This is a genomic window from Aeromonas sp. QDB20 (assembly GCF_027707805.1).
GTDB classification, from domain to species: Bacteria; Pseudomonadota; Gammaproteobacteria; order Enterobacterales; family Aeromonadaceae; genus Aeromonas; species Aeromonas dhakensis.
In genome coordinates this window covers 41,043-55,533 of record NZ_JAPCJC010000004.1, presented here as the reverse complement: position 1 = coordinate 55,533, position 14,491 = coordinate 41,043, and the positions used below count along the sequence as shown (strand labels likewise).

Genomic DNA, 14,491 nt, shown 5'->3' with positions numbered 1-14,491 from the left:
ATCGCACTCCCTGTCAGCAGTAATGGAACAACCATTCTTTCATATCGTGAAAAACTGTAAACCATTTCGTAACTGTTGAGGGGAGACAGGGGGGTAAAGTGGAACCAACCTCTAATCTGCAGAGATGGGTCTCAACAATGTTGGATGGATCACAAAAAGGACCATTTATTTCAAGTAACATAAATATGAAATTTATGTTTCATTTAATTCCCGTGACCATCAACCAAGAGAGAGATCGAATGGACATCGTACAGAATTACATCGGTGGCGCCATCACAGCCAGCCTCAGCAAGCGTATTGCCCCCATTTTCAATCCAGCGCTGGGCGAACCGATACGCCAGGTATTTCTGAGCTCGGCCGATGAAGTTCGCCAGGCCATTGCCGTTGCCCACGCTGCCTTCCCTGCCTGGTCGCAAACAACTCCACTGCGTCGAGCCAGAATCCTGTTTCAGTTCAAAGCATTGCTGGAAACCAAACGAGATGAGTTAGCCCGCCTTATCAGCGAAGAGCATGGCAAGGTATTCTCTGATGCTCAGGGTGAACTGACCCGTGGTCTAGAAGTGGTGGAGTTTGCCTGTGGCATTCCTCATCTGCAAAAAGGTGAACACTCCGCCAACGTCGGCACCGGTGTCGACAGCCACTCTCTGATGCAACCCCTCGGTGTATGCACCGGGATTACCCCATTCAACTTTCCGGCCATGGTACCCATGTGGATGTTCCCAATCGCCTTGGCTACCGGTAACACCTTCGTACTCAAGCCTTCGGAGAAGAATCCCTCATTGGCGTTACGATTAGCTCAGTTGCTTCAGGAGGCAGGGCTGCCGGATGGAGTATTTAACGTTGTCAATGGTGACAAAGAGGCCGTGGATGTACTGCTGACCGACGAACGAGTCCAAGCGGTGAGCTTTGTGGGCTCCACTCCCATTGCCGAATACATATATTCAGTTGCATCCGCACATGGCAAACGCTGCCAGGCGCTGGGAGGAGCCAAAAATCACTGCATAGTGATGCCTGATGCAGATATGGAACAGACACTTTCAGCCATCATGGGCGCGGCCTACGGTGCTGCCGGTGAACGCTGCATGGCGCTGTCTGTTGCCGTCGCAGTGGGCGATGACGTGGCTGATAACCTAGTTTCCGGACTCAAAAATCGCATTGCCCAGATGCGAGTCGGGCCAGGGATCACCGAAGGCCGGGAGAATGATATGGGTCCAGTGATTTCTGCCCAGCATAGAGCCAAGATCATTGAGTATATTGACCAAGGGGTTAAACAGGGCGCCACGCTTTGCATTGATGGCCGAAGCTTTACCGTCCCCACTCACAAACAGGGCTTCTTCGTTGGCCCAACCCTGTTTGACAGGGTCACCCCTGAGATGAGCATCTATCAGGAAGAGATTTTCGGCCCTGTTTTGTGCATAGTCCGCGCGCCCGACTACCGCACGGCTGTCACATTAATCAATCGCCACCAATATGGTAATGGTACGGCCATCTTCACCCGCGATGGCGATACTGCTCGCCAGTTTAGCGAAGAAGTCCAAGCAGGCATGGTCGGAATCAATGTGCCCATCCCTGTGCCAATGGCATTCCATAGCTTCGGTGGCTGGAAACGCTCCATCTTTGGACCATTGAATGTACATGGTAACGATGGTGTACGTTTTTACACCCGCATGAAGACCATCACGAGCCGCTGGCCCACTAGCGTACGGCTTGAACAGCACACTGGCAGCTTTACCATGCCAACGATGGGATAACAGACAATGCAACAAAAAGAGAGGGGTAGTTCTCCCTATCTCCTGCATGAGCCACATTAAGAATCTTTTAGCAAAAAAGGAGGAAGCGGTTAGATGGCCGCTTCCTTCCTTCTATGTTCTTTTTTTAGCTTTTCCTGACGGTTGATGCCATTTTTCCAAACCAGTGATCCGACAGCTTCTGGGCTTGTGTGGCTTCTGGCTTGGTCATCGTGGCCTCGAGTTCATCACGGGCTCGCACAGCCTCAGCCATCCCTTCTGTCGCCGCCAGTGACAGCCAAGCATAAGCATGCACCCGGTTACGAGGTGCCCCCAAGCCTTCCTCACGCAATGTCCCCATTCGGTATTGGGCTTGGCGGTCGCCCTGCTGGGCCGCTAGGCGATACTGCTTGAGAGCAAGCGCGTAATCCTCTTTTCCCCCTTGTCCCAGACGCAGCATTTCACCGTAGGTGTACTGGGCGAGAATGTGTCCTTGTTGGGCGGCCTTGGCATAACTGGCTCTGGCCTGCGCCAGTTCACCTTATTTATGCTGTAAATCCACCAGCTCGAACAACGCCTTGGGTACGCCACCGTCAGCAGCCTTCCCTAACCAATAGATCTGCTGTTTCCGGTCTACCTGCAGCACCCGCAGTAGATACTGCTGCCCACCCTTGCTGGGTACTCGTTGCTCATCGAACACAACGATCCCGGACAACGCTCGAACCCTGGCAAAATCTCGCTCTATGGACCAAGGCGAGACGCCAAACACGTCTGCGGCTTCACGGGCGCTGATTGCTCGCGGCTGTTCGTGCAGCCAATGTGCTTACTTGCAAGTAACGCGGCAAAGGTGGATTCGGATTGATAGACATGTAATTCCGTCATTACGCTGGGTGATGGGTAGGCACATTGGACTACCCATGGAGCAATTTGTTCAGGTAATCACAATAAACTTCCTGGCTAACTACTTGTCAGCAAGGCTTGGGCTTCGTCGCGTATCGCACAATATCGCTGTGTGAGGAGTGATCGTTTTTCAACTCGCCAACCGCCATATTTAGCTAGCCAGCGCCTGGGGCAACGTGGATCCCAACTATCAATGGCTTCGCGTAATCGCGCATCCAAATCGGTACGCTCTGCGTCTAAGTCTTTTATGGCTGGCATCAGGATTGGCTATGAGGAACTCGGTGGTTATCGTAGTGCTGACGAGAGGAATTGAACTGGTGACCTACTGAGCTAAGCCAGCATCATGCGCATGCTAAAGGATGTTTTGAATAATGTCATTAGAGCTGGCCTCTGTCATGCGACAGATCATTACCTAGTATTCCTGGTTCGTCACAACGAGAGCTGGCACTAATTAGCCACGAAGCACGTAAAAAGAAAGGCCACACCGTGAGGGCATGGCCTTGTCTATTTAGATGAGGAAGTCATCCAGCTGACGACCTTGCTCGAGTTGCTCAGCCAAGAACTTGGGTGTACGGCCCTGACCGGTCCAAGTTTTCTCTACGCCATTTTCAACATAACGGTATTTCGGTGGGCGAGGTGCTCGTTTAGCTTTAGCCGCAGTCGCTGCTGCTGGGCCACTGCCTACCAACTCAGTCGGGTCGATACCAGCCTGTGCCAACATTGCTTGGAATTCAGCCAGCTTTTGCTGATGCTCAGCTTGGGCGGCTTGTTCTTTCTCAGCTACCTCCAACCGTTCCAGATAAATCATTTCAAACTTCTCATGGGCTTCTTTGAGTTGCTCCAGGGACAGCTCACGCAGTGCAGCCCGCAGGCTACGCACATTAAGTAACACCTTCAGAAATTCATTCACCTATTCAATCCCCGTAAATAAAGCATCAACATGATGCAACGTTAACACTCAGCATGAAAATGATGATAACGCAACATAGAGTCATCTAAAACAAAAAAAATCACAGCGCGGCGTTATATTCATAACTCGACTATGCTCCATGAAGACATTGAGTCGAAATATTACATTGAGCATAATTTCATGATCTTTTTTAGCTCTGTGAGAGAGGTACTCTTACATTCTGACATTAAACCACTTTTACTTCCCCCTGAGCTAGATGTACTGCGAACCTCATCAAGCTCTCTATTCAAGCTTTTCAAGTTTAGCTTCATGAAAAACAGCTTTACCATGCTACTTTTGATGATATCAAGCAACATGAGCTCATTATGGGGGATACCTATGGCAACTTTATTCTGAAGTCCCTCTGGCATCGTATTCAACGTTGGAAAGGGCAGCATTTGAAGAGCGTTTGCGATAACACTCTGATGTTGTCGGTGAGTATACTTGGCTATATCCAAAGGGCCTGACTGTTCGAATAGTATTCTCGGAGTAGCCACAAGAGGTGTGACAACTTTGTTATCGATAAGCAGCATCGAGAAAAGTGTCACCGGATAGTCTTTCTGTTGTGCAGTGGAAGTGGCATCACTAGCGTATTTCTCCACGTACTCATGCCAACGCTCCTGTGCCTCTCGCAAGAAAATGACACTATCAAAAATCGCCATTTTTCTATGTAAATCATCAATGATATCTGCCGTCGTAGCAGGCTGTGCATCGTCTTTCTTTTTGGCCTTCAAAATATCAACCAGATCGCCCAGATTGCTACCCTGTTGGGTATCATTATTGAGTGTTTTTGCCAAAAGGTCAGAGTACTTCTTGCTACGTGGAATCTTAGCATAACCACGGAGACCTTTAGATACACACTCATCATGCTGACACAATAGCGCTAATGATCCTTTATGATAATCAAAGGGGTATGCCTTTTTAGGAAAGCGAAGGACAATAAATATTTCTTGATACCATGGCATTACCTCTGGAGCATGGAGCACACTCTCCATATTGGAAAAGCCTTTCAAGGTGGTCGTTCTTCTTAGATTATCATTCAATCTTGATATCGCCTTACTAAATCTCTCGGCATGCGCTTGAATGCCCGCAGGATCATTTTTATTTCCACAGTAAGGTTCAAAGTCAAATCTAGCCTTAATCACAACATTTAAATGTTGCTTATCACAATTCACTTGATGCAACAAGCTGGAAAAACCGGAGATATGCTTAGCTGCATTTTTTTCAAACTCACTGACTTTCACATTCAAGTCTTTTCGGCATAGTTCCTTAAGGATAACACGGGCTCTTTCATTGACTTTACTTGCAATGCTCGTTGCCTGCTCAACCATACCAATAAGAATCGGCTCCGACATATCAGGTTCCATCGGGATAGACGCCATGACCTCCTCGTGAAAAACGAGATGGTCATAATAACAGCTGATGATGTCGATACAATCTTGGGTTGAGAAATAATTAGCGTAGGGATGCAACGTGTAATGCCTGAAATGCCGATGCGCAACATTGAGGAGAGACAAGATGGCTAAAAAAAGCGACCCTATATTCGTTATTGGAAAAATACTGGCCGTTTGAAATACTGCTAACGAGTGAAATCGTTCGATAGACTTCTCAATACTCACCTGTTCAAATATTTGCCATTCGTTTTCAGGCGTGCAGCCAAGCTGTTCCTTTAACTTCTCAATCAACGCCAAGGCATAGTACAAATTCCGGTGATGCTCGTCGCCATGACCATGACGCAATCGCCAAGGCTGATTTTCATTATTTCCAGCCATCTCAAGTGGACAGAGTTCGTCCAAAGAGATCCCGATATCAAATGACACTTGCCGTGCGAGCTCCAACAACTTCAGTCGCAACCAATCTCCTTTCGATGCCGCCAACATTGCCCCCATGCTTATCAATACTCAATGAATAGGGCCCGAAGGCCCCTCAAAAGAGTCTGACAAGATAGCCAGGCCGAGTCAAACACCGACCAAGCGGAGCTGTTGTACTGGCTGCCGAGACTGCGTGCTGGTCTTCACACGCGGTCTCCCTCTGGCCGTGACTTTCTTGGGCAAGGTTCCCTTGAAGAAGGTACGGCGCTTTTCAAGCGTCAGCTTGGCTACGAGATCTGACTTGGTCAAGTAAGCAACCGCCTTGTGCAAATATTGCCGTTTCTCCTTGTCGTCATGATTGACGACGCCAATCCCGCAGAATCGGTATCCACCATCCTTCGCCTTCATATTGCAGTTAAAGCCCCGTCCACGATCGCCAGTGATACGCTGCCACTCGTCGAGGATCAACCCTGCATGAAACACATCACTGCGAAAATCAGCGCCATTCTTGAATACGAGTAGGTGAAAATGAAAGCCCGTCTCCGGGGCGTACTCCAAACGGCAAGCATACCCCACCCAGGTGGCAGCCAAAGCCCCTTTACGGCGATTTTTAAGCAATGCATCCTTGTGCTTGAGGATTTCATCAATCGAAAGTGAATCTCGAAATTCACGCTTGTAGGACAAATCGACCCGCAATACCAACAGCCGGGAGTAACGCTGAAACAAGCCGTCCACATATTTTCTCAGTGATACGGTATTCTTGCGCGCGCCTTTCATAAAGGCATATGTTTGGCACATCAGTTGGTATGATTTCAACTCACGCAATAATACTTTAAGCTTTTCGGTCAGTTTCTCTCTCACCTTGCCATCAACACGGCCAAGTTCAAGCATTTCGTGAAGTTCATGCTTCACGATAAAGTTACACAAGCACGCTAGCTTAGGGTGCAAGCGATAATACTTCTGGTGCTTAAAGACCAATGTAGCTTTGTTGACAATATCTAGGAGTTTTGTGCCATCCTCGGTCAGGCCACAGGTCCCATATTTTTGTATCAAGCCAAAAATGATGGGCGGGTAGTTCATTCGCTCAAGCTTAGCAATGTAATTCAACATCACACGATAATAAGCGACCTCGTCGTGTATCTCGGACAAGCTAACTGTGGGACTCCCGTCGGTTTTAGTGCCGACCTCAAGATTAGACTCTTGAAGTATTTTGATTGCATCAATATCGATGCTGTTACGACCGTACTTAGACATACTTACCCCTTAATTTAATTCTTGGTATTAGTCGTGAGTAAGGACATGTGGTCATGTCCTATTCCTATCCCTGGTTACAGGCTTCATCTTGTTGATTACGCCTGTATGATGATCCATCATGAATGATTGGATAACCAGTTAATGGTAATGGTGTCCTCTCATGGTTATTTAGAGGGACTATTAATAACAATAAAAACCAATATTCGAACTTCAGTTGAGAACAGCATTCTCAGGGAGAATAATTCCATCACCCTCCTTATTTTCCCGAGAATGCCGATGCAGTGTGTCGGACGGATTTCTGTATACTTAGTGTCTATTTTTCTCCTTCTTCTCTAACACGTAATCGACCTTGCTAAGACGTCGATCTTACGGCCCATGGAGCACTCTGTTGTGTCCCATGTTGCCATCAGCAAGATGACTTGCTCACGCCTCTTGGCGCGATTTCAGCCATTCCATGATCTCGTGTTCCAGATACCCAACCGAGTTAGCGCCGAGGCGGATCCGCTTAGGGAACGTCGGCTCGAAACGTGGTGAGTTCGGATTCTGCATGTCAAAAAATTTGGCGCTGCTGATCCCGAGCATCTTGATCGCATATTTGGGACGTAGTACGTTAGATAACATTGCTTTACCTCCTTCTTAATGCCCTGTTTAACAACTACATTTTCTCCAAAAATGCCCCCCTCAAACGATGCCATTTTCTGCCGTATTGGTTCTATTTACACATCTCCTGTACCATCTAAAAATCAGCACTGGTGAACCTGACCTCCTTCGCCGGTAGTCTCACAACTCACACGGCTACATGCGGCATTCATGACCATGTACTGATGAGAAGTTAGTTGAAGAAGTTTAAATAGTTAGTTGAATTTCCATGTGAAACATGAGGTTGCGTACTCTCTGTGACGAGAGAAGGAAAATGCCCCTCTCACTGCCTATGGAGAGACATGTGAGCCGCCCGAGGGATGCGCCGATAAGGATCTAACTTGGTGATGCCGCTCAATCTGACCAATTCGAGGTCGTTTCACATGTATGTCCATCCTGTCCAAATTGACATACCGGCCATAGCTGCATTCACCAGGGGCTCACTGGCATTTCCAGAAAATTTCAGCCCTATATCACCCTGATGAGTTGGCACAGGTCTTCACCTAGAGGGCACATTCGCACCTTATCGATGCGATGGCCTACGTAGGGCAAAACCTAGGCATGGCCTGTGTCATTTATTGTCCCCCAACCATCTCTCGATATCTGGCAACAAGCAGCTGGGATGGACTGGAGCATCGAACAAAGCGATGTGCTCTACAATGTCACCTCAGATGCACTGCATATCCGCCCCTTTACGATGAGTAAAGTCTTTTACCGCTCCGATACGCAGGCTCCACTCTCGGTGGTCTCCAAACGTTATAATGTGGTACCGCCTCACGAGGTATTGAATTTCTATCAGGATCTGGTGCAAGCAGGTAGGTTTGAATTAGAAACAGCAGGCGTATTAAAAGGAGGGAGAAAGTTGTGGGCATTGGCCAAAACGGGCCAGGGCATGAAACTAAACGGCGGTGACATAGTGAAATCTTATTTATTGCTGGCGACCAGTTGTGATGGCACCCTCTCTACCACAGCTCAACTTACCTCTCTGCGGGTGGTTTGTAATAATACATTACAGATGGCACTCAATGATAAAGCCGACGCAATTAAAGTGCCCCACTCAACTAAATTCAACCCGAAGCATGTCAAAGATGTGCTCGGGCTTGGTTTGGCAAACCGGGACCTGTTTCAACGGAATATACATGAGCTGAGTCATCGCTCAGTCTCTCCTGCTGAAGCTATTCTATTCTTCAGTGATTTGATTAATGACCCGACAGATGATGACGGCAACATTGTTCTGAGTCGTCCTACCAAGAAATTACAAGAACTCTACCCATGTGCAGAAATGGGGTCAGAGCTTGCCAGTGCCAAAATACTGTTTGGGGCTTAGTTAATGCTGTCACGGAATATGTCGCTCATCATCGTCGTGCACGCGGTCAGGATAAGCGACTTGATTCAGCCTGGTTCGGCCAAGGTGCTCAGTTCAAATACCAAGGCTAGGAACAGGCACTCACGTTACTACAATAATTTCGCTTCTCTTTATAAACCGGCATAACAATCCTTACCCGGATTGGCTGATGCCAGTCCGGGTACGGAGATTTATGCCATCGACGTTGTCTCATTCATTTACTTTGATTGGGTAAATCGCGTTACAAGACGATTAATGGTTTCCAGCAGCAAGGTCCGGTCGGCATCATCAAGTTGTGCCAATTGCTGGCTCAACACAATGCCCTGCTCGGTAGGACGGTTACTGGTCTCGCGCAAAAAGTCCGCCAGCTCACAACCAAACAGTTGAGCGAGTTCAGCCAACCGCACTACGGTCGGCACCACAATTCCACGCTCCATCCTAGAGACCGCTTCCATACCGATATTGAGGTGTTCAGCCACCTGCTCTTGGGTCAACCCAGCTTGGCTGCGCTGACGTCCAATCGCTTTACCCACATTTTTGGCCAGTTGTTTCAAGTCGATGTCCGTCATAGCTCCTCCAATCGACCCACATGGTCAATCATGAGCCCATTGACGATAAGGACCTAAAGAGGTGAATATCACCCCAAAAGGTCTTTTGCCTGTGTGATGCGATGACCGCCAAGGCAACCCGTGTGTGTCATCCAGGCAACACAGGTTGCCCATGGCCGGAGGTTCATGCCTCGTTTAATACCCCACTACTCATGCCCTTTTCACACTCACTACATTAACCAAGGAGAAAATCATGATCCGTTACCCCATCATTGCCACCCTCTTTTTACTGGCTGCCACCATTCATTCCCTCTGGACTGGAGGCTCACCCCAACTTGGGGTATGGGGCCATATCTGGTTCTTTGTGTTCGGTTCACTGTTCTCGTCGTTGGGGATGATGGCTGGCGAACTCTTTCGCCGCTTCACTCAGCCTGACTTGTTGCTGGCTGACGGTGCACAGGAGATGTTCAAGAAGAAGCTGTTTTGGAAAATGGGTCCCCAGCTCATTGGGGGCATCGTGGGCTACATCGCAGCTGGGGGATTTTTACAAAATGTGTTGGGTTACTACGTTGGATGAGGAGCATTAACCATGAAAAAATCTTGGATCACGTTGACGGCCATCCTGCTGTGCAATAACGCCCAGGCCTATGGCGAGGCCGGTCGCTGGAGCAGTGGCTGGGGTCAGGGCACCAGCGAATACACGGCGGTGGTCAATGAGCAGAACCATCTCTATATCGCCTGTAGTGACACCCGCAAGGTCAGCATGGCGGCTACCGTTCAGGGCAAGGAGTATGGCTCTTATGCAGGACAAGCCTTCTCCATCATCGTCGATGGCAGCCAATACGATGCGCCCTACGAGACCGAGTCCCGTGTCGGTGAGAACAATTTCTTCGACATGTGGGGCAAGCTGCGCAAGGCCAAGTCGATCCGCATTTTGACGGCTGACGGTAAGCAGCTCGCACTGCCGATCAAAGAGGTGGCCTCTGTGCTGCCCGCCACCAATACCCCCGAGTTTGACTGCTTGATGTGGGACCAATAGTTCACACCCATTCCATCCCAGAGGAGGCCTTTGCCTCCTCTTTTCATTTCAGTCATTCACCCGTGAAGGAGACACACTATGCCCCCCTGCATTCCCCCCGAATGCGAGCCATTCGATCACCCAGGCTTTTGGCGAAAACTTTGGGCCTTTGCCAAACGTGCCGGTAGGCCCTTTATCGAGACCTGTCTGTTGCTCTACTACACCAGCCAGAAGGATGATCTGCCGCTTTGGGCCAAGCTCCTGATTTACAGTGCGCTGGCCTACTTTATCTCGCCCATCGATGCCATTCCGGATGTGTTGCCGATGGGGCTCGCCGATGACATCGCGGTACTAAGTGCAGCACTCGCCAGCATTACCGCCTTTATTGACGCCCAAATCCGTGCCCGTGCAGCCAGAAAAATGCGCGAGCTGTTCGGCGACGTTTAACCCGTTCAAGGAGTACACCATGACTATTCCCTTTTTCCGGGACGGCTTTGCCCTGCCCGTTGCCCAAGCGCTGCTCACGTTACTCAGTCAGGAGGTTGCCCATCTCGGCCTCAACCTCGAGCGCCTGACCCAGCTCACCTTCAACTTTCGCAGTCCCACCTACAGCCCCGAGCAAGGAGGGGCTCACCCCGTCGAGATACGTCTGATACGCGGTCTTGATGGCTGGCTGTTCGATTACATCACCGACTTCAGCTATCAGGGACTGGGCCAGGATGCAGAGCTTTGCAAAGAACTCGATTTCAACCTCCTGGATGACGAACACTATTTGCAAGGATGGGGGCCTATCCGGCGCTCAGAGGCCCATGAGTTATTCACCCTGTGGCAGACCAACTTTGTTGCCTACTGCCGGATGGCATACTTCACCGTTGAGGTCAGTGGGGAGTAGGAGGTGTGTGATGACTAACGAACTGCCGCTCTCCCATACCTCACGTCAGTGGTTGGGGCTGGTCGCGGCCAAAGCCAAACTGCAGCCGACTCACCAGGGCGAGCGCTGGTTGCTGCACCTGACTCCTGGTAGCCCCCATGCCCGCACCGTGACGCTGCATCTGCGCTGGTCTGGCGTGCAGTGGCAGCTACTCTCCCTCACCAATGCCGAGGACTGGCGTACCATGAGCCAGCCGATAGATGAAATCTGTATGGACCCTAAGCGTCGCTGTTTCTGGCGCAGCCAAGCAGGACCGGTTTCTCTCAGCGAGCAGCCCCGCGTGCTGAGTCGCTTTCTGAGCGACCTGCAGCGAACCTGCATTCATCACGGTTATCGTGTGGAGAGTGACCCCTTACCCCAAGAGGAGGCACGCGATGCCCAAACAACCGATAGCCGTTGAGCTGGAGGCCATCAATCGGGAAGGGGATACGCAAGTAGTGCGGGACAGCGGCCTGACCGTGCACGGCTACAGCGTCTATCTGCGGGCGATGGAGGCCAGTGGGTTAGGGCTGGCCACTTGGGTTGCTGACTACGACACCATTGGTCCAGCCTATGAACTAGCGGAACGGCTGAGCGTTGCGCTCGCTATCCCACTCAACGCACAGGTCCCCGAATCGCTGATGCCGGTGAATCGTGCCCCTACAGCCGGAGCAAGAGCAAAAGCCACCACCAAGGCCAACTGAACTATCCTCAAAGTGAACCAACAACCGCTCTACCTTTAACCCCGACATGCTTCATGCGTGCCGGGGTTTTGTTTATTTGGAGAATTCCACTATGCGTTACCACAAGCTGAAAGCCGGGGAATGCCCCGGCACTTATGTCGTCACTGAACCCGTGACCGAACAAGACCTGCTGCGTATCGCCAACCAGATTGCCCGTAAGCGCTTGGCCAAAGGCACCGCCATTACCAGCACCACCGAGGCCGCCGAGCGGCTGCAAACCCTGCTACAGGACCGGGAGCATGAAGTGTTTGGTGCACTGTTCCTTGACTCCCAACACCGCGTACTGGCTTTTGAGGAACTGTTTCGCGGCACCTTGGACAGCGCCAGCATCTACCCACGGGAAGTGGTCAAGCGGGCCCTGATACTCAACTGCGGGGCCATCATCGCAGTGCACAATCACCCAAGCGGTGACCCTGAACCCAGCCAATCTGACCGGGTCTTTACCCAAGCCCTCAAGGAGGCCTTGGCGCTGGTCGATGTGCGATTGCTCGACCATCTGGTGGTCGGTGCCGAGGGCGTGGTCTCGCTGGCCGAAAGAGGTCAGCTATGACTCTAACCCCAGGTAAGTCACACCTCACCACCCTCGACATCCTCCTCGAGCTGCGCGGCTGGCTTGCAGACAACGTCGAGATGCAGGCCGAGCCTGCCATCGTGGCTCACCTGCCTAACGGCTATCAGCTCACCCAGAGCGATTGTGTCGAGGCCATTGATGCACTGCTCCATCAGCTACGCCCTTAACCGCGCCAAGAAGGGATAAACACCATGCGATTACCCAATCCCTATTCCCTTGAGGAAACCCTCGAGAAGCTACGCCATAGGCTAGCAGCCGCCTGCAACGAGGATGCGCTGACATTGCTGGAGAAGGCCGTCACCAAGGCACATGATGACGAGGCCTATGCCAAGCATTTTGAAGAGACCTTGCTGCAGGGATCCACCATCGAGATCCGCGAGTGTCTCAGCTGCTTTGGTGACTACTTTGAGCGATCCCGAGACACGCCGCCCTATTACCCGCATCACGATGCCGTTAACGGCATTGATTGTGCGCTCTACACCATCCTGTTTGATGTTGCTCACCCAGACGCAATGCAGGCACACGAATAACGCCAGCATCCCCAAACCCGGATCATCAGCGCCAACACCATGATCCGGATATCCCGACATCACTCACAAGGCCACCTCACTGCAGGTGGCCTTTTGCATTTCAAGGAGCTACTCCCATGTCTGCTTTCATGATCGACCGCAAGGATTACCTGGCCTTTGCCGTTCAGTTACACCGTTTTTGCAATGCTCCGATGCCACCGCACTACACCCTTGAGCTACTGCGCACCCTCTGGTAGAACTCGCCAATGGATGTCACCAGTACCTGGACGTGGCGGGTAGACCGGCTGGTACGGTTGATGATGCTCGCCAATCGGCGGGCGGTCTGGCATCGCTATCAGCTGGGGCGTCAGCAGGAGCGTAAGGAACCACGCCAGCACCGCTCGACCAAGCTGGGGCCGCTTAAACCTGTCCACCGTTACCACCAGGCACCACTCACCGATGCAGAACTGGTAGCCCTCTACAAATTCACCTGCTGCGCCCTGTACCAATCGAGTGAATGGAGCGGGAGCCCTGAGCAGGCCCCACGGCTGGTCAAAGTAATCCAGCAGTTGCAGCAAGCGCTGGCGCAAGATGTGCTGACCCGGTTGTCACTGTGGGAGCAAGCCCCTTGGGGAGAGATGTGATGAACCTTTCCATCACTCTGACAGTGACAAGCTCACCGCCGAGCTCAACGGCCCATATAGCTCAACGTATTGCCGATGACATGGCACACCTGCATCACCGTCTGGGGGATGGGGTCAGTGATGAACTGGGCATCAGCATCAGTTACCTGGTTGAACAGTTTGCGCTGCTGGCAGCGGCTTACCGTTCACCTGCAGAAAGAGAGAAACACCCATGATCGAATTCAACGATAGCTTCACTCAGGTCGCAGTCGCTCAGGCCATGAGTGTACATAGCGATTTGCATAGGCTCATTGCCTATCAGCTCACCTTCCCAAAGTGGGCACACGACTATGACGAGACCGGCAAGCGCACTGGCCCCGACAAGATCAAGCCCTTGCCAACGATGCACAAGACCACGCTGTTCGTGAGTCCGCTGGACATGGTGGAGAACCTGCCCCGCGAGATTAACTTTGCGTGGTGGGAGCGTGAGTGCAACGACCTCGGCTATCCCGTTGGGGAGTGGCGACGCACCATTGTGGGTGCCTACTTCAACCACGGCACCAACGACAACCCAAACTGGAGCAGCCACACATGAGCATCTTCGAGCACATGACATGGGGACTGGGCACCCCGAACCTGCCCAAGCTGGGGGCTCGAGCCATTCTGCAACGTGGTTATGTTGATTTCCTGGGCGACCGTGCCGGTATGTACGGCGAGCCAGATGAGGCGTGGCGGGCCGAGTGCGACACGGTGCTGCCGCACTTCCTACGTGAGTTAACCAAGATGGCCAAGGCATACCAGATATGCACCGACATGGACGAGGTGTTTCGCCTTGAACACAAGGGCTGGGTATGTGAAGCCAGTCCGAGGCGCAGCTACGGCTACCTCTACCTCGACATCTACCACCCCGCTAACTAGCGGGGTGTTTGTTTCAAGGAGAAGTA

19 protein-coding genes and 2 pseudogenes are annotated in these 14,491 nt (G+C 51.4%); 15 read left to right on the top strand and 6 right to left on the bottom strand.

The annotated features are described in order from the left end of the window. Nucleotides 1–239: 239 nt before the first annotated feature. Nucleotides 240–1,751: a CoA-acylating methylmalonate-semialdehyde dehydrogenase gene (locus tag PG897_RS06005; RefSeq protein WP_043170909.1), complete on the top strand. Its 1,512-nt coding sequence runs from the start codon at nt 240–242 to the stop codon at nt 1,749–1,751. 124 nt (nt 1,752–1,875) lie between these two features. On the opposite strand, the pseudogene PG897_RS06000 reads toward PG897_RS06005, so the two are convergent. The 5 genes and pseudogenes from PG897_RS06000 to PG897_RS05980 form a co-directional block, all read right to left on the bottom strand. Further along, nucleotides 1,876–2,379: pseudogene (locus PG897_RS06000) on the bottom strand (tetratricopeptide repeat protein); the annotation flags it as partial. Between the two features lie 756 nt (nt 2,380–3,135). Beyond that, nucleotides 3,136–3,537: an H-NS family histone-like protein gene (locus tag PG897_RS05995; RefSeq protein ID WP_124240623.1), complete on the bottom strand. Its 402-nt coding sequence runs from the start codon at nt 3,535–3,537 to the stop codon at nt 3,136–3,138. A 161-nt stretch (nt 3,538–3,698) separates the two neighbouring features. Beyond that, nucleotides 3,699–5,429: a hypothetical protein gene (locus PG897_RS05990; protein WP_124240622.1), complete on the bottom strand. Its 1,731-nt coding sequence runs from the start codon at nt 5,427–5,429 to the stop codon at nt 3,699–3,701. A gap of 105 nt (nt 5,430–5,534) precedes the next feature. Further along, the gene (locus PG897_RS05985; protein ID WP_124240621.1) at nt 5,535–6,641 is read right to left on the bottom strand and encodes a YagK/YfjJ domain-containing protein; all 1,107 of its coding nucleotides are present in this window, start codon (nt 6,639–6,641) and stop codon (nt 5,535–5,537) included. A gap of 423 nt (nt 6,642–7,064) precedes the next feature. Next, nucleotides 7,065–7,262, bottom strand: coding sequence for a helix-turn-helix transcriptional regulator (locus PG897_RS05980; RefSeq protein ID WP_124240620.1), 198 nt, complete (start codon nt 7,260–7,262; stop codon nt 7,065–7,067). A gap of 640 nt (nt 7,263–7,902) precedes the next feature. Between PG897_RS05980 and PG897_RS05975 the strand changes: the two are divergent. Then, nucleotides 7,903–8,717 (top strand): annotated as a pseudogene (locus tag PG897_RS05975) (DUF932 domain-containing protein). 126 nt (nt 8,718–8,843) lie between these two features. Here PG897_RS05975 and PG897_RS05970 read toward each other — a convergent pair. Beyond that, nucleotides 8,844–9,194 (bottom strand): helix-turn-helix domain-containing protein, encoded by a 351-nt coding sequence (locus PG897_RS05970; protein ID WP_098983717.1) that lies wholly within the window; start codon nt 9,192–9,194, stop codon nt 8,844–8,846. A gap of 232 nt (nt 9,195–9,426) precedes the next feature. Here PG897_RS05970 and PG897_RS05965 point away from each other — a divergent pair, with 232 nt between their 5' ends. The 13 genes from PG897_RS05965 to PG897_RS05905 all read left to right on the top strand — a co-directional run bounded on the left by PG897_RS05965 (nt 9,427) and on the right by PG897_RS05905 (nt 14,465). Then, complete coding sequence (locus tag PG897_RS05965; RefSeq protein ID WP_124240619.1) at nt 9,427–9,750, top strand: hypothetical protein; 324 nt, start codon at nt 9,427–9,429, stop codon at nt 9,748–9,750. A gap of 12 nt (nt 9,751–9,762) precedes the next feature. Then, complete coding sequence (locus PG897_RS05960; RefSeq protein WP_124240618.1) at nt 9,763–10,212, top strand: hypothetical protein; 450 nt, start codon at nt 9,763–9,765, stop codon at nt 10,210–10,212. Between the two features lie 78 nt (nt 10,213–10,290). Continuing rightward, a complete protein-coding gene (locus PG897_RS05955; protein WP_124240617.1) occupies nt 10,291–10,638 on the top strand; it encodes a YkvA family protein in 348 nt (115 codons plus the stop codon). Nucleotides 10,639–10,657: 19 nt separating this feature from the next. Then, nucleotides 10,658–11,083 (top strand): DUF2787 domain-containing protein, encoded by a 426-nt coding sequence (locus PG897_RS05950; RefSeq protein ID WP_124240616.1) that lies wholly within the window; start codon nt 10,658–10,660, stop codon nt 11,081–11,083. A 10-nt stretch (nt 11,084–11,093) separates the two neighbouring features. After that, nucleotides 11,094–11,522, top strand: coding sequence for a hypothetical protein (locus tag PG897_RS05945; RefSeq protein WP_124240615.1), 429 nt, complete (start codon nt 11,094–11,096; stop codon nt 11,520–11,522). Next, complete coding sequence (locus tag PG897_RS05940; RefSeq protein WP_124240614.1) at nt 11,497–11,805, top strand: hypothetical protein; 309 nt, start codon at nt 11,497–11,499, stop codon at nt 11,803–11,805. The genes PG897_RS05945 and PG897_RS05940 overlap by 26 nt, the downstream gene beginning before the upstream one ends. Nucleotides 11,806–11,896: 91 nt before the next feature. Continuing rightward, the gene (radC, locus tag PG897_RS05935; RefSeq protein ID WP_024945022.1) at nt 11,897–12,394 is read left to right on the top strand and encodes a RadC family protein; all 498 of its coding nucleotides are present in this window, start codon (nt 11,897–11,899) and stop codon (nt 12,392–12,394) included. Next, entirely contained in the window at nt 12,391–12,582 is a 192-nt protein-coding gene (locus tag PG897_RS05930; RefSeq protein WP_124240613.1) for a hypothetical protein, read from the top strand. The genes radC and PG897_RS05930 overlap by 4 nt, the downstream gene beginning before the upstream one ends. Nucleotides 12,583–12,606: 24 nt before the next feature. Continuing rightward, on the top strand, nt 12,607–12,945 hold the full coding sequence (locus PG897_RS05925) for a hypothetical protein (RefSeq protein WP_185378295.1): 339 nt from the start codon (nt 12,607–12,609) through the stop codon (nt 12,943–12,945). Nucleotides 12,946–13,190: 245 nt separating this feature from the next. Continuing rightward, nucleotides 13,191–13,568, top strand: a complete 378-nt coding sequence (locus tag PG897_RS05920; RefSeq protein ID WP_270828788.1) for a hypothetical protein — start codon at nt 13,191–13,193, stop codon at nt 13,566–13,568. Continuing rightward, on the top strand, nt 13,568–13,783 hold the full coding sequence (locus PG897_RS05915) for a hypothetical protein (protein WP_080722203.1): 216 nt from the start codon (nt 13,568–13,570) through the stop codon (nt 13,781–13,783). Before PG897_RS05920 ends, PG897_RS05915 begins: the two co-directional genes overlap by 1 nt. Beyond that, entirely contained in the window at nt 13,780–14,142 is a 363-nt protein-coding gene (locus tag PG897_RS05910; RefSeq protein ID WP_124240611.1) for a hypothetical protein, read from the top strand. Before PG897_RS05915 ends, PG897_RS05910 begins: the two co-directional genes overlap by 4 nt. Beyond that, complete coding sequence (locus PG897_RS05905; protein ID WP_021229634.1) at nt 14,139–14,465, top strand: type IV toxin-antitoxin system YeeU family antitoxin; 327 nt, start codon at nt 14,139–14,141, stop codon at nt 14,463–14,465. Before PG897_RS05910 ends, PG897_RS05905 begins: the two co-directional genes overlap by 4 nt. The last annotated feature ends 26 nt before the right edge of the window (nt 14,466–14,491 follow it).

What these genes read in the sequence shown, in the direction of transcription:
- PG897_RS06005 (WP_043170909.1), top strand. Translation starts at nt 240, where the DNA reads ATGGACATCGTACAGAATTACATCGGTGGCGCCATCACAGCCAGCCTC.
- PG897_RS05985 (WP_124240621.1), bottom strand. Translation starts at nt 6,641, where the DNA reads ATGTCTAAGTACGGTCGTAACAGCATCGATATTGATGCAATCAAAATA.
- PG897_RS05980 (WP_124240620.1), bottom strand. Translation starts at nt 7,262, where the DNA reads ATGTTATCTAACGTACTACGTCCCAAATATGCGATCAAGATGCTCGGG.
- PG897_RS05970 (WP_098983717.1), bottom strand. Translation starts at nt 9,194, where the DNA reads ATGACGGACATCGACTTGAAACAACTGGCCAAAAATGTGGGTAAAGCG.
- PG897_RS05965 (WP_124240619.1), top strand. Translation starts at nt 9,427, where the DNA reads ATGATCCGTTACCCCATCATTGCCACCCTCTTTTTACTGGCTGCCACC.
- PG897_RS05960 (WP_124240618.1), top strand. Translation starts at nt 9,763, where the DNA reads ATGAAAAAATCTTGGATCACGTTGACGGCCATCCTGCTGTGCAATAAC.
- PG897_RS05955 (WP_124240617.1), top strand. Translation starts at nt 10,291, where the DNA reads ATGCCCCCCTGCATTCCCCCCGAATGCGAGCCATTCGATCACCCAGGC.
- PG897_RS05950 (WP_124240616.1), top strand. Translation starts at nt 10,658, where the DNA reads ATGACTATTCCCTTTTTCCGGGACGGCTTTGCCCTGCCCGTTGCCCAA.
- PG897_RS05945 (WP_124240615.1), top strand. Translation starts at nt 11,094, where the DNA reads ATGACTAACGAACTGCCGCTCTCCCATACCTCACGTCAGTGGTTGGGG.
- PG897_RS05940 (WP_124240614.1), top strand. Translation starts at nt 11,497, where the DNA reads ATGCCCAAACAACCGATAGCCGTTGAGCTGGAGGCCATCAATCGGGAA.
- radC (WP_024945022.1), top strand. Translation starts at nt 11,897, where the DNA reads ATGCGTTACCACAAGCTGAAAGCCGGGGAATGCCCCGGCACTTATGTC.
- PG897_RS05930 (WP_124240613.1), top strand. Translation starts at nt 12,391, where the DNA reads ATGACTCTAACCCCAGGTAAGTCACACCTCACCACCCTCGACATCCTC.
- PG897_RS05925 (WP_185378295.1), top strand. Translation starts at nt 12,607, where the DNA reads ATGCGATTACCCAATCCCTATTCCCTTGAGGAAACCCTCGAGAAGCTA.
- PG897_RS05920 (WP_270828788.1), top strand. Translation starts at nt 13,191, where the DNA reads ATGGATGTCACCAGTACCTGGACGTGGCGGGTAGACCGGCTGGTACGG.
- PG897_RS05915 (WP_080722203.1), top strand. Translation starts at nt 13,568, where the DNA reads ATGAACCTTTCCATCACTCTGACAGTGACAAGCTCACCGCCGAGCTCA.
- PG897_RS05910 (WP_124240611.1), top strand. Translation starts at nt 13,780, where the DNA reads ATGATCGAATTCAACGATAGCTTCACTCAGGTCGCAGTCGCTCAGGCC.
- PG897_RS05905 (WP_021229634.1), top strand. Translation starts at nt 14,139, where the DNA reads ATGAGCATCTTCGAGCACATGACATGGGGACTGGGCACCCCGAACCTG.